The sequence below is a fragment of the Vannielia sp. ABF1_015 genome, from assembly GCF_056160745.1.
Map to the genome: position 1 here is coordinate 337,910 of NZ_JBSWXT010000002.1, position 13,685 is coordinate 351,594.

At 61.6% G+C, this 13,685-nt stretch carries 8 protein-coding genes and 1 tRNA gene; 4 read left to right on the top strand and 5 right to left on the bottom strand.

The annotated features are described in order from the left end of the window. Positions 1–125: 125 nt before the first annotated feature. The 4 genes from ACXAG6_RS14135 to ypfJ form a co-directional block, all read right to left on the bottom strand. Complete coding sequence (locus ACXAG6_RS14135) at positions 126–1,973, bottom strand: Hint domain-containing protein (protein WP_475338372.1); 1,848 nt, start codon at positions 1,971–1,973, stop codon at positions 126–128. Between the two features lie 441 nt (positions 1,974–2,414). Beyond that, entirely contained in the window at positions 2,415–6,977 is a 4,563-nt protein-coding gene (locus ACXAG6_RS14140; protein ID WP_475338373.1) for an Ig-like domain-containing protein, read from the bottom strand. A gap of 1,004 nt (positions 6,978–7,981) precedes the next feature. Continuing rightward, positions 7,982–8,067, bottom strand: a tRNA-Leu gene (locus ACXAG6_RS14145). 57 nt (positions 8,068–8,124) lie between these two features. Beyond that, complete coding sequence (ypfJ, locus tag ACXAG6_RS14150) at positions 8,125–8,973, bottom strand: KPN_02809 family neutral zinc metallopeptidase (RefSeq protein ID WP_475338375.1); 849 nt, start codon at positions 8,971–8,973, stop codon at positions 8,125–8,127. An 84-nt stretch (positions 8,974–9,057) separates the two neighbouring features. Between ypfJ and ACXAG6_RS14155 the strand changes: the two genes are divergently transcribed. After that, a complete protein-coding gene (locus tag ACXAG6_RS14155; protein WP_475338376.1) occupies positions 9,058–9,636 on the top strand; it encodes a YqaA family protein in 579 nt (192 codons plus the stop codon). Continuing rightward, positions 9,636–10,106, top strand: coding sequence for a disulfide bond formation protein B (locus ACXAG6_RS14160; protein ID WP_475338377.1), 471 nt, complete (start codon positions 9,636–9,638; stop codon positions 10,104–10,106). The genes ACXAG6_RS14155 and ACXAG6_RS14160 overlap by 1 nt, the downstream gene beginning before the upstream one ends. 26 nt (positions 10,107–10,132) lie before the next feature. Here the strand turns inward: ACXAG6_RS14160 and ACXAG6_RS14165 are convergent, their stop codons facing one another. Next, complete coding sequence (locus ACXAG6_RS14165) at positions 10,133–10,402, bottom strand: usg protein (protein ID WP_140014079.1); 270 nt, start codon at positions 10,400–10,402, stop codon at positions 10,133–10,135. A gap of 216 nt (positions 10,403–10,618) precedes the next feature. On the opposite strand from ACXAG6_RS14165, the gene gyrA reads away from it, so the two are divergent. Together gyrA and ACXAG6_RS14175 are read left to right on the top strand one after the other, a co-directional pair. Then, positions 10,619–13,399, top strand: coding sequence for a DNA gyrase subunit A (gene gyrA / locus ACXAG6_RS14170; protein ID WP_475338379.1), 2,781 nt, complete (start codon positions 10,619–10,621; stop codon positions 13,397–13,399). Next, a complete protein-coding gene (locus tag ACXAG6_RS14175) occupies positions 13,396–13,605 on the top strand; it encodes a hypothetical protein (RefSeq protein ID WP_475338380.1) in 210 nt (69 codons plus the stop codon). The genes gyrA and ACXAG6_RS14175 overlap by 4 nt, the downstream gene beginning before the upstream one ends. The last annotated feature ends 80 nt before the right edge of the window (positions 13,606–13,685 follow it).

A 13,685-nucleotide genomic window follows, 5' to 3' on the forward strand; every position in this document is an offset into this window, starting at 1 on the left:
TCCGGAAAATTCGCTTACTTTTCAGGCACAAAGCAGCATTGCGGCACGAGTTGCTTCGCGCCGCTCCAGGCATTGTTTGACTAAGGTCTTAACGGGCCCGTTTACGGGCGATTAAGAGCGTCATGTCACGCCTTCAGCAGAAGCGCCTCGTGGCGTTTGAGCGAGCGGCGCGCAGCACTGTAACCCTCGCGACCCTCTTTCTCCTTCAGTTCGGGGAAGAGCGAGAGGAGTTCCTCGCGTTGCTCGTTGTCGAGGCCCTCAAGGGTGTAGTCGCCGGGCTGGAAGCTTTCGGTCCAGGCCCCGTCGGAGAGCACCACCTCGTGCTGGTCGAACATGAAGTGGATGTAGGTCACGGAGGCCACATCCTGCGCTTCGGCAATGGCTTCACCGTTCATCAGGTGCTTGGCTGCGACCAGAACTTCACGCTCTTCAAAGTAGAGCGCGGCACGGTCGGAGGCCACCAGCACGCGGTGCTGCGGGCTTACCAGCATGTCACGCTCTGGGAAGTTGGCGCCGAGCGCGCCTTGGGCAATCCGGATCGGGCGCAAATGGGCGCGCAGCAGCAGATCGGCTGCGGACAGATCGCGCCGTCCGATCCAGCGGATCGGCTGCATCCCGTGGTCGCGGGTCATCACCATGTCACCGGGTTTGAGATCTTCCACCAGCACCTCGCCACGCGCGGTTGCGATGCGGGTGCCGGGGGTGAAACAGGGGATCACCTCTTCGATGTCGGTGAAGTTGATATTCACCGTTTCGCCGGTGTCGGGATTGACCATTTGAACCTGGCCGCTGAACCCGGGAGTGCCATTGTTTTCAGGGTTTTGCACGAGGTTCGTGATCTGGTACCCCTCGCTGCGGAGCGCGCCGAGGTTGAGCACGTCATAATCGTCGCCACCCGCGCCGCCATCGACGGTCGTGTTGCCCGGGGTGTCGACGAAAAACGTGTCACGATCATCGCCGCCCGAGAGCATATCATTATCGCCGCCGCCGTAGATCGTATCGTTGCCTGCGCCGCCTTCGACCTCGTCGGTTCCCTCGCCCGCCGTGAGCACATCATCGCCGGTGCCGCCGTCGATCACATCGTTACCAGTGCCGCCGTCTATGGTGTCGTTTCCGCCCTGACCGTAGAGCGTGTCATTGCCGTCACCGCCAAAGATCGTGTCGTCGCCATCAGGGATCGGCTCGACCACCGCATCGTCGATCAGGTCGCCGTTCATCGAAAAGCCCGACGGCGTGCCACGAGTGGTTAGCGTGAACTCGATGGAACTGCGGTTGTCGAACTCGGCCGAAAACCACGCGTCCTGATCGGTCGGACTATTCTGCTCGGTGCCTCGCGCCGTTACGAAGCCGGGGCCGGAACTGACCTGAAGCGAGGTGTCGGCGGATGTGCCGTAGGCGCCAAAGCTGTTTGCGTCCAGCGTGACGGCCTCAAAATCGTTGCTGCTGTTCTGATCGAGGTCGTTGAATGTGGCGGTGGAGTTGAGCGCAATCGGCTCGCCGGTTGCCGGATCGAAGAAATCCAGCCGGAAGGTGGCCTCTTCTCCCGCACGGGAGCTTCTGCCAGATGCGTTGAGCAGGATCTCGAAGCCCTGGCCGCTGGCGAGGTCCACATCCAGCCGGGAGTTGGACATGCTCACAAGGGTGAGCCGGGCCGAAACGCTGGTGCCATCCTCCAGCGTGGCGACGTTGTCATAGATCACCGAGTCGCCGGGCTGCGCATCATTGGCGCGGCCAGCCGTTTCACTGCCCGGGCGGACATTGTTGATCGACAGATTCAGGGGCGTTGCATCGTTGCCCGGCGCGGTCCCCTCGCCCGCATCGCCGAATACGGTGTCATCGCCGCTGCCCGCGTCGATCACGTCATCGCCGCCCTCGCCGGAAATGCGGTCATTTCCGCCGTTCCCGTTGATGACGTCATCCTCGGACGAGCCTTGGATGTTCTCACTGGTGTCATTTCCGTTGACAGTGGCCATGGCAGAGCCCCCTCAATCGTAGATACATGGTACAGCCCAGCAAAAACCGGCCCGGAGCAGAGCTGCCTCTAATACATCGCAAAGCTGCCGTGAATATCGCTCATTTTAGTTACGTTGCGGAATCTTGCTTGGATCAGCTCACGTTCGCTCAATTGCCGGTGAGACTTGGGCTGGAGGGTCATTCTTTCGGCACTGCAGCGACGGCACAGCCGCACAACACCTAAGCCATGAAACGCAGATGTCCGCGGGGCTCTCACCACGCGGACAAGCTGCATATGTCCCCTCGGGGATCGCCCGTTTCGGCTGCCTACCATGGGCCCTTGCGGGCCCGCCCCAAGGCAACCGGGGCGCGGATGAGTTGGAAGTCTCCCCAGCCGAAACATCCGGCGTGGGGGTGTGGTGCGCCCGGCGATTAACTGGGGTCGCCGGGCGCGTGCTCCGTCACTCGCTGAGCAGCAGAGCCTCGTGTTTTTTCAGGGTCTTGCGTGCAGCGGTGTAACCCTCGCGGCCCTCTTTCTCCTTCAGCTCGGGGAAGAGCGACAGGAGTTCCTCGCGTTGCTCGCTGTCGAGCCCCTCAAGGGTGTAGTCGCCGGGCTGGAAGCTTTCGGTCCAGGCCCCGTCGGAGAGCACCACCTCATGCTGGTCGAACATGAAGTGGATATAGGTCACGGAGGCCACGTCCTGCGCTTCGGCAATGCCTTCACCGTTCATCAGGTGCTTGGCTGCGACCAGAACTTCACGCTCTTCGAAGTAGAGCGCCGCACGATCGGAGGCAACCAGCACGCGGTGCTGCGGGCTCACCAGCATGTCACGCTCAGGCAGGTTGCCGTCGAGCGCGCCTTGGGCAATGCGAACCGGGCGGAGTGCGGGGCGCTTCAACAGCTCCACCGTGTCCACATCGGTCCGGCCCAGCCAACGGATCTCTTGGATGCCGTTGTCGCGGGTGATGACCTTGTCGCCGACCTTCAGCTCTTCGACGGCCACTTCGCCACGCGGCGTCGCAATCAGCGTGCCGGGGGTGAAGCAGGGGATGACATTTTCGATTTCCTCGAAGGTCATCGTGCCGCCGTCCTCGAAGTGGACGATACCGTCTTCTTTATCGGGCGAAGTGTACTCGATGTAGTCGACGTTGGAGCCGGTCAGGTCGAGCGTGTCGAAGTCATCGCCGCCGTCGCCGCCGTCAACGTGGTCGCCCGCGTTGCCGCCGATGAAGGTGTCACGGTCGTCGTCGCCATAGAGCTCGTCTTCGCCCTCGCCGCCGATGATCGTGTCATTCCCGGTGCCGCCGTAGATTTCGTCGTCGTCCACACCGCCGTCGATGATGTCGTCACCCTCGTCGCCGTAGATCAGGTCGTCATCGTCCTGGCCGTAGATGGTGTCGTTGCCGGCACCGCCGTGGATGACGTCATCACCGTTGTCGGGGCGAAGGTCGCCCTCTTCATCGGGGATGTTCAGCACGTCAGGGAAGGCCGGGTCCAGACCACCGTAAATGGTGTCGTTGCCGTCACCGCCGTCGATGATGTCGTTGCCTTCGCCGCCAACAATGTAGTCATCGCCGGCACCACCAAGCACGGTGTCGTCGTCGAAGCCCGCGTCGATGGTGTCGTCGCCGTCGCCGCCTTCGATGTAGTCGTCATCGTCGCCGGTGATGATGGTGTCGTTGCCGGCACCCGCATAGACGGTGTCTTTATCATCGTTCGGATTGGCATCAGGCGCCCAGATGCCCGGGTAGCCCTGGTCGGGCGAACCGGAAACGCCGAAAGCGTCGATATTGCCGGAGGTGTCGATGTAGTCGTCACCGGAGCCCGCATCCACAGTGTCATTGCCATCACCACCAATGATGGTGTCGACGTTGTTGTGGCCGATCAGCTCATCGTCACCTGCGCCGCCGTCGATGTAGTCATTACCGCCGCCGCCGAGGATGTAGTCGTCGCCTTCACCGCCGGTGAGGGTGTCATCGCCGGACATGCCGTCGATGGTGTCATCGCCGTCACCGCCTGCGATCACATCGGCATCTTTGCCGCCGCGGATCCAGTCGTCGCCCTCGCCACCGTCGATGGTGTCGTTGCCACCCTGACCGTAGATGATGTCGTCGCCCTCACCGCCGTCGATGGTGTCATCGCCGGTGTTACCACGGATATCGTCGTTGCCGGTGCCACCGTCGATGGTGTCGTTGCCGCCACCACCGCGGATGAAGTCGTCGCCAGCGCCGCCATCAAGGGTGTCGTTGCCTTCACCGCCGTCGACCTCGTCATCACCTTCGCCGGCCATCACGATATCGTCGCCAGCGCCTGCGTGGATGATGTCATCGTCGGGGTTGCCGCCGAAGATGTTGTCGCCGCCGTCGACCACATCGCCTTCCGGGTCGCCGGTGTAGCTGGTGTCGATCACGTCGGCACCCGAGGTGCCCTCGACGATGCCGTCCTTCAGGGTCAGCGTTACGGTGGCCGTGTCGAAGCCGCCGTTACCGTCGCTAACGGTGTATTCGAAGGTCACATCGCCATCGACCGTGCCATCGGGCGTGAAGGTGACGGTGCCATCGCCGTTGTCCACCACGGTGCCGCCCTCGGCGGGCTGGGTGATGCTGTCGATGGTGAGCGTGTCGCCATCCGCGTCGGTGTCGTTTTCGAGCACGTTGATTGTGACCGGGTTCAGAATGTCGCCGCTGGCAACATCGTCTTTCGCGTCGGGATCTTCGTTCACGTCATTGACGGTCACAGTCACGGTGGCGGTGTCAGTGCCGCCCTGCCCGTCGCTCACCTCGTAGGTGATGGTGTCTTCACCGGTGAAGCCGTCATTCGGTGTGTAGGTGATGGTGCCATCGCCATTGATCGTGACGGAGCCGTTCCCGGCAGAGGCATCGGACACGGTGAGCGTGTCGCCGTCCACGTCGGTGTCGTTCTCAAGCACCGGAATGTCGATGCTTTCGCCCTCATCCACCTCGGCCAGATCGTCATTGGCTTCCGGATCGTCGTTCACCGGGTTCACGGTGACGGTGACGGTGGCGGTATCGGTGCCACCCTGACCGTCGCTTACCTCATAGGTGATCGTGTCGGTGCCGTTGAAGTTTTCGTTCGGCTCGTAGGTGATCGTGCCATCGGCGTTGACGGTCACGGTGCCGTTGTCGGCATCTGCGCTTTCAACGGTGAGCGTGCCGCCATCGGGATCGCTGTCATTGGCAAGCACGGGGATGGTAACGGAGCCGTCTTCATCCACCTCGGCCAGATCGTCATTGGCGACCGGCAGCTGGTTGACCGGCGTGCCGTTGATGTTTTCGATCTCGGTGAAGGTCATGGTCTCGCCGGTCGGCTCGCCGTCCGCATCGAGATAGACGACCGTGCCGTTCCAGCCATTGCCGTTGGAGTCTTCTTCCAGATCGGTCAGGTAGAAGGGATCGCCGAGAGACAGATCGAGGGTGTCGTTGTCGTCGCCACCGGCACCGCCGTCGACCACATCGCCCGCACCGCCGATAATGGTGTCGGCATCGTCGCCGCCCAGCACCGTGTCGGCACCTTCGCCACCGTCGAGGGAGTCTTCGCCGCCGTTGCCTTCGATGTAGTCGTCGCCAGCGCCGCCGAGGATCACATCGTCACCGGCCTCACCCGAGCCTTCGCCCTCGGTAATGGTGTCGAAGTAGATGTCGGTGACGTTCACGCCGCTGTCGCTGTGGCCATCCTGAACATGGGTGATGACGATTTTCGCCACCGGCCCGGGAATGCTGACCAGACCGGAATAATCCGGCGAAGTGTCAGCTGCGCCGCCGCCGTTGGAAACGGCAGTCTCGAAGCCGGCCACGCCATCGTTGTCTTGCAGGGTCACCCCGCTGCCCGCTGAGATATCGACCGGCACCTCGTTGCCATCGGCATCATAGGCGGTCACCACCACGGTGCTGTCAAAGTCGATGTCATTGACGCGGAACGACACGTTTTCGGCGTCTTTTTCGAACTCCAGCGTGTAGGTCTGGCTGTCGCCCTCGTAATCCAGCTCGCTTTCGAGCGAGGAATGCGGGTTGGCGCCGGGCAGCTCGCCGGTGTCGATCGAGTGGACCTTCTGCTGATCGGTCGAGAACCGGTTGTCGTAGGACGTTTCCAGCGTCAGCGTTACCGTGTTTTCGCCGGTGTCCTGAGTCTGGCTGGTGATTTTCTCGCCGTCAGACAGATGGCCGCCGTGTTTGTCGTCCAGTTCAGACCACTTGAAGACCTCTTGGGTCTCGGTGCCAGCGCCAGCGCCGTCGCCATAGTCCCCGCCGTCGTCACCGATCAGAATGTCGTTCCCGTCGCCGCCCTCAAGGTGGTCGGAACCGCCGTTGCCATAGACCTCGTCGTCGCCCTCACCGGCCAGCACCGTGTCGTCGCCGTCGCCGGCCACCACGATGTCGTCATTGGAGCCGACGTTGCCGATCAGCGCGTCGTTGTTGTCGATCATGTCGCCTTCGGGATCGCCAGTGTAGGTGACGTCGATCAGGTCGTCGCCGCCCGTGCCTTCTACGATACCGTCACCTTCGGGCGCGGGGGTGGTGTACGACACGTTGTCGACCGCGCCTGAGCCGTTGAAAACAACCTCAACCCTGCCAACACCTTCAATGTTGCCGAAGTCCACGTTGCACTGGCCGTTGTTGGCCGTGGTGACGTAATGATAGCCCATGTAGTGGCCATCATCGTCGTAAAACTTGATCTTGGCGCCCTCTTCCACGTCAAGCAGGGTCAGCGAGTGGAAGGTGACCTCGTCGGTGAAGTCGAACACAAGCTTGCCGCCGCAGGCTTCGTCATCGGGGTCGTTCGAGTCGCCATCTTCGGAGATGATCAGAACATTGCCGAGGTTTGAGGTGGCCAAGTCATAGTCGCCGCCCGTCGGATTGGACGAGTCGAAGATCATCGCCGGGCTCTTGTAGTAGTTCACCTTGCCGTCCACGACGGAAGATATGGTTACCCCTTTTGCCGCGTACTCGTCATCAATGACGGTGCCTGCACTCTTCCCTTCGAAGTCCAAAGTTACTTTGGTCATCAGATCTTCCCCTGCAGTCTAGCGGATACGGTCAGCAGCGACCCCGCGCGTTTCATCTCTAGTTCGGTCTCTCCAGCGAAACCGTATTGAATACTTTGGGATCGAGGCAGCTGGGCGTGTGCGCCTGGCGCCTCCGCTGAAATGAGCTTTGCTCTCTCTGCCGTTTCCATCGTCATCCAAACGTTCCTTCACCTTCACCCGATCGAGCGGCGTTTCCGGCCAATAGCGGATCCGCGCGACGTGCACTCACAAGCCAAAGGGGAGCGGTGACCGGAACGCGAGTAAACGCGCCGGTTTGTACATTGGAAGCGTGCGGCCCAGGGGCCTATCGCTTCCGCAGCTATCGTGTTCGGCTGTCAATTCGGGACAGCAGACACGCACCGAACCCGCAGAAACTTGTCCTGCGTCGTCGTGCGGCCGCCCCCGCAGCCAGCAAACATCGCCCCCCAGTTGGGCAAGGTCGGTATACCTTCGGGTAGCGCTGCGCCGGAAGCGAAAAGTGGCGCGATTGGGGCGGAAGCGTGCCGGGCGCCGCTGGTCTTGCCCTGATCTTGACCTTTTTCTGACGCTCGGTGAAGACCGTCGCCACATTTCATCATGGGCTGGAAGGTAAGGCCAAGGAGTCAGGTTTTTGTTTTTTTTCAGCGCTTTAAGAAATGTTCGGCGACTTCCCGCCCGCTGCGGTGCGGAACACAATATACGAACTTTGCCGAACTTTGTTTCACTGACTGCAACAATTAACCGAACACATCACATTTTTCGCCTGACACATTGCGGCAGGACTGTGGCGGCCAGAAATGTTCTCGATTTTGCATCAATCCCCGGACAGAGCGTCGATTGGCGGCTGAGCACGGCAAATTTTACTCGAATCGATTCTCGTGACCCTCCGGGAGAGACCGTGCGCGCTGCTGCAAGGCATTGGCGAGGCACGCCTTTTTCACACAACCATAGCGGTTCCCCTCCCGCCCGGACGGAGAGGTGGTGATTTTTCAATACGGAAAAGCTGGTGCCGGTGGAGAGACTCGAACTCTCACGATGTTGCCATCGGGGGATTTTGAATCCCCTGCGTCTACCATTCCGCCACACCGGCCAGCGGGTGCTTCCTAAGCTGCGCTCCCTGCCCCGTCAACGACTCGCTTGCAGGCTTTTAGAGCTGAGAAGCGCCAAAAGTGTCGCAGTCTTCCACCGCGCCGCGGTTATACCCCCGGGCAAACCAGCTTTGCCGCTGTGCAGCGGAGCCGTGGGTAAAAGTGTGCGGCATGGGCGTGCGCCCGGCGTTTCGCTGGAGCACGTCATCACCGATCGACCGTGCCGCGTTGAGCGCCTCATCCAGATCGCCCGGCTCAACCGTGCCCAGCCGGTCTTCAGCGAAGCGCGCCCAGACACCGGAGAGGCAATCGGCCTGAAGCTCGGTTTGCACGCTCAACTCGTTGCGCCGCCGCTCGCCGGCGACGGCCTTGGCCTTATTCACCTGCCCGAGAATCCCAAGCTCGTTTTGCACGTGATGGGCAATTTCATGGGCCACGACATAAGCGGCGGCAAAATCGCCCTTGGCACCGAGGCGGTTTTGCAATGTGGCAAAGAACTGCGTGTCGAGGTAGGCGCGCCTGTCGGATGGGCAGTAGAACGGGCCTGTGGCGGCGCTGGCCCCGCCGCAGCCGGAGGCGACCCTGCCAGAGAAGAGCACGAGATGCGGCGGGCGATACTCGCGCCCCAACTGCTCGGGAAAGATCTGGCTCCAGACCTCCTCGGTATCGGCCAACACGACCGATACGAATTGCCCCGCGGCCTCTTCCTGCGGGCTCAGCTCGCGGCTTTCACTGGTTTGCACCGGCACGCCGCCGCCGCCAAGGAATGGGGTGACATCAATGCCGAGATACCAGCCGACCACCAGAACGATCACCAGCCCAATGCCACCGAGGCCGCCCGCCTTGCCCGCGCTCACCCCGCGCCGGTCGATCACATTTCGGCTGCCGCGCCGCCCTCTCCACTTCATCGCATTCTCCCTTCGGGCACCGCCGCCCTTGACCTCTCGGGGCCCGCATGGTCACTGGCCGCAAATCAACAACAGGCCACACGCATGTTGCGTTCCCTTTATGACTGGACGATTTCGCTGGCAACAAGCCGCTATGCGCTTTGGGCGCTTGCGGTGGTGGCCTTTATTGAAAGCTCGGTCTTTCCGATTCCGCCCGATGTGTTGATGATCCCGATGATCCTGGCCACGCCCCATAGGGCATGGTTGATCGCCGGGGTGGCGACCGTGTCTTCGGTGCTGGGTGGGCTGCTTGGCTATGCCATCGGGGCGCTGCTGTTTGACAGCGTGGGTCAGCCGATCCTCGCCGCGCTCGGCAAGGGCGATGCGGTGGCCGAGTTCAACACCCGTTTCAACGACTTCGGGTTTTGGGCGGTGCTGACGGCGGGGCTGACGCCCTTCCCCTTCAAGGTGATCACCATCATGTCGGGCTGGACGGGCATGCCGCTGGCCACCTTCATCATCACCTCGATCATCGCGCGGGGCCTTCGCTTCTTTATCGTGGCGGCGCTGCTGTGGAAGTTTGGCACACCCATTCGTGACTTCATCGAGAAGCGGCTGGGGCTCATGTTTACGCTGTTCGTCGTCATCCTAGTCGGAGGCTTCTTTCTGGTGAAATACATCTGATGCTTAAACGATTTTCTGCCCTCGCCGGTCTCGGCTCGCTGGCCATGGTGCTTGGCGCATGGGTCTTTCAATACGGGTTTGGCATGGCGCCCTGTGCGATGTGCTTCTGGCAGCGCTACCCGCATTGGGCGGCCTTTGGGATTGCGGTGCTGATCGTCGTGCTACCCGGCATGCATGCCGGACACCGGCTGCTGGCCTGGCTGGGCGCTCTGGCGGCAGCGACCACGGCGGGAATCGGGGTGTTTCACACCGGGGTCGAGCGCAAGTGGTGGGAGGGCCCCTCCTCCTGCACCGGCTCGGGACTGGGCGATCTCGATGGCGGCTCGCTGATAGACCCGACCGGCGCTGCGCCCGTGATGTGCGACCAGTCTGCTGGCGAGTTCCTGATGCTGTCGATGCCGAGCTGGAACGCGATCTTCTCGCTGATCCTCGTGGCGATCTGGATCCGCGCCGCAACCCGCCGCGCGTAGGGTGGGCAATCCTGCCCACCACCAGGTCAGTGCAGGGTGAACTCGCCCGTCACATTGCGCCATTCGCCCGATGCAATCATCTTGCGATGGGTGAAGCGCACCGAATGGAGCGGACCTTCGATCTCGTCCTGCCAGAATTCGATGAACTTGAAGAGCCTAGGGTGATCTGGCGCGAGGTCATACTCCTGCCAGATGAAGGTGTTGATAACGCTCTGAAAATCGGGCATCCGGTAGAACAGCTCTGCCGTGGTGAGCCCGTATCCTTTGAGCATGAGTTCGGTTTCCGATTCCGCCATTCTGCGTCTCCTATCCGCCTCTCGATGTCTCCCCCCTGTTACAAAGCTTGCCACGAACCAATTACTTTTCAATAAAAACAATGTTCTACTGTGCCCCTGCGTTGCAGTTTTGCCTAATAGGGCGGCGCAGGTTGCACCCCATATCGTGTTGACTGTATAAATCGCCAACAAAATCTAGAAGCGCCCAAGCCATGCGGCGCCGATGCGGGAAACCTTATGAGCGACACGCCAGAACCTCCTGAAAATACAGAGGATAATCCGCCCGAACGGCCCGAGCACCACGGGCCGTCGATTACGATTGAGGAGGAGATGAAGGCCTCCTACCTCGATTATGCGATGAGCGTGATCGTCAGCCGTGCAATCCCCGACCTGCGCGACGGGCTGAAGCCGGTGCACCGGCGTATTCTCTTTGCGATGCACGAGGTGGGCAACACCCACGACAAACCCTACCGTAAATCCTCGCGCCCCGTGGCCGATGCGATGGGTAAATATCACCCGCATGGCGACCAAGCGATCTATGACGCGCTGGTACGGATGGCGCAGGACTTTTCGATGTCGCTGCCGCTGCTCGATGGGCAGGGCAACTTTGGCTCGATGGACGGCGATAAGGCCGCGGCCTTCCGTTACACCGAGGTCCGGATGGACAAGTCGGCTGGTGCGCTGCTGGCTGACATTGATAAAGACACCGTCGATTTCATCGACAACTACGACGGCAAGGACCAAGAGCCTGTCGTCCTCCCTGCCCGCTTCCCCAATATGCTGGTCAACGGCGCGGGGGGCATTGCCGTGGGCATGGCCACCAACATTCCGCCGCACAATCTTGGCGAAGTGATCGACGCGACGCTGGCGCTGATCGAAGACCCGGACCTCGATTCCATGGCGCTCACCGAATATGTGCCTGCGCCCGACTTCCCCACCGGCGGCATCATCCTTGGGCGCTCCGGCGCGCGGAAGGCCTATCTAGAGGGGCGTGGCTCGGTTGTTATCCGTGCCAAGACCCGCACCGAGGAAGTGCGCAAGGACCGCTACGCGATTGTCGTCGACGAGGTGCCCTATCAGGTCAACAAGGCGGCGATGATCGAAAAGATCGCCGAACTGGTGCGCGACAAGAAGCTTGAAGGCATTTCGGGCATTGCCGACGAATCCGACCGGCATGGCGTGCGCGTGGTGATCGAGCTGAAGCGCGATGCCACGCCCGAGGTGGTGCTGAACCAGCTGTTCCGCTTTACCCAGCTGCAAACCTCCTTTGGCTGCAACATGCTGGCGCTGAACGGCGGGCGGCCTGAAACGCTGACCCTGCGCGGGTTTCTCACGGCCTTCATCGGCTTCCGCGAAGAGGTTGTGGCGCGTCGCACCGCTTATGAGCTGCGCAAGGCGCGGGAACGCAGCCACATTCTGTGTGGCCTTGCTGTGGCGGTTTCGAACGTGGACGAGGTGGTGGCCACCATTCGGGCTAGTGCCGATGCCGCCGAGGCCCGCGAAAAGCTGATGACGCGCCGTTGGCCGGCTGAGGCGATTGAGGGCTACATCCGGCTGATCGACGACCCCAGCCACACGATGAACGATGACGGCACCTATAACCTGTCTGAAATGCAGGCCCGGGCCATTCTTGAGCTGCGGCTCCAGCGGCTGACCCAGATCGGGGTGAAGGAAGTCACCGACGAGCTGGAAGAGCTGGCAGGCAAGATCAAGGATTACCTTGATATTCTGCGCTCGCGTGACCGGATCATGGAGATCATCTCCAACGAGCTGAAAGAGGTGCGCGACGAGTTCGCCGTGCCGCGCCGCACCGAGATTGTCGACTGGTCCGGCGACATGGACGACGAAGACCTGATTGAGCGCGAAGAGATGGTCGTGACCGTCACGCAATCGGGCTACATCAAGCGCACCCCGCTGGCCGACTTCCGCGCGCAGAAGCGCGGCGGCAAGGGCCTTTCGGGCGGCGACCTCAAGGAAGAGGATGTTGTTACCAACCTCTTTGTCGCCAATACCCACACGCAGCTGCTGTTCTTCACCACCGATGGCATGGCCTACAAGCTGAAGACATGGCGCCTGCCCCAAGGCGGGCGCACCTCGCGCGGCAAGGCGATCGTGAATATCCTGCCGATTCCGCAGGGCGTTTCGGTGGCCGCCATCATGCCGGTGGACCGCCCCGAGGAAGAGTGGAACGACCTTCAGATCATGTTCTGCACCGATAAGGGCACCGTTCGGCGCAACCGCCTGAGCGACTTCACCAACGTGAAGGCGAACGGCAAGATCGCCATGAAATTCGAGGATGAGAACGCGGGCATGAGCTTGATCAATGCCCGCATCTGCTCGGAAGACGATGACGTGATGCTGGTGACCGACGCTGGCCGGGCCATCCGCTTCCCCACCACCGATGTGCGGGTGTTCAACTCGCGCAACTCGGTCGGTGTGCGCGGCATCAAGCTGGCTGAGGGTGACAAGGTGGTATCGATGTCGGTGATCCGGCACTTCGAGGCCAGCTCCGAAGAGCGTGTGGCCTACCTCAAACAGCGCCGCCTCATGGCCGGGCTGACCGAGGAGGAAGAGCCCGACGAGGAAGAGGAAGCCGTGGCCGAGGGCCAGCTTTCGCAAGAGCGTTATGCAGAGATGTCGGCTGCGGAAGACCTGATCCTGACGATCACCGCGAGTGGCGCAGGCAAGATCTCATCGTCGCATGATTACCCGATCCGGGGCCGTGGCGGCTTGGGCGTGACTGCATGGACCAAGGGCATGCCCCATGGCCCGATCGTAGCCTGCTTCCCGGTTGATATGTCGGATCAGGTGATGCTCGCCACTTCCACCGGCCAATCCATTCGGTGCCCTGTTGATGGCATCTCGTTCCGGTCGCGCTCTGCGGGCGGGGTAAAGGTGTTCAACACCGGCAAGGGCGAAGAGGTGGTTTCGGTTGCTTGGATCGCCGAGCAGGATGAGGACGTGGAAGAGGCAGGCGCCGACTCTGCGGGCGGCAGCGAGGGAAGCGAGCAGGAATGATGGCAAACGGCGGCGCGCTTCAGATCGTGTTGGCCTTCATCCCCCTGCTGCTGCTCGCCGCCATTATTGGCGGCGTGCTCTTTGTGACCGGCCAGCGCGCTGCGCGACAAGCCAAGCTCCTTCAGCGTTTGCTGGAGGAGAATGAGCGCCAGACGACTCTTCTCAAGCGGGTCGAAGCGGCGCTGAATTCAGGCGAACGCCACTAGGCTTTCACTCCCATGATCGGAGCGCCGCTCCTTACGCCGAGTAAAGCTTCACGTAAAATTCGCACTTTTTCAACACACTA

Excerpts from the sequence above, each read along its gene's own strand:
- ypfJ (WP_475338375.1), bottom strand. The coding sequence starts at position 8,973 with ATGAAGTGGAGAGGGCGGCGCGGCAGCCGAAATGTGATCGACCGGCGC.
- ACXAG6_RS14165 (WP_140014079.1), bottom strand. The coding sequence starts at position 10,402 with ATGGCGGAATCGGAAACCGAACTCATGCTCAAAGGATACGGGCTCACC.
- ACXAG6_RS14155 (WP_475338376.1), top strand. The coding sequence starts at position 9,058 with ATGTTGCGTTCCCTTTATGACTGGACGATTTCGCTGGCAACAAGCCGC.
- ACXAG6_RS14160 (WP_475338377.1), top strand. The coding sequence starts at position 9,636 with ATGCTTAAACGATTTTCTGCCCTCGCCGGTCTCGGCTCGCTGGCCATG.
- gyrA (WP_475338379.1), top strand. The coding sequence starts at position 10,619 with ATGAGCGACACGCCAGAACCTCCTGAAAATACAGAGGATAATCCGCCC.
- ACXAG6_RS14135 (WP_475338372.1), bottom strand. The coding sequence starts at position 1,973 with ATGGCCACTGTCAACGGAAATGACACCAGTGAGAACATCCAAGGCTCG.
- ACXAG6_RS14175 (WP_475338380.1), top strand. The coding sequence starts at position 13,396 with ATGATGGCAAACGGCGGCGCGCTTCAGATCGTGTTGGCCTTCATCCCC.
- ACXAG6_RS14140 (WP_475338373.1), bottom strand. The coding sequence starts at position 6,977 with ATGACCAAAGTAACTTTGGACTTCGAAGGGAAGAGTGCAGGCACCGTC.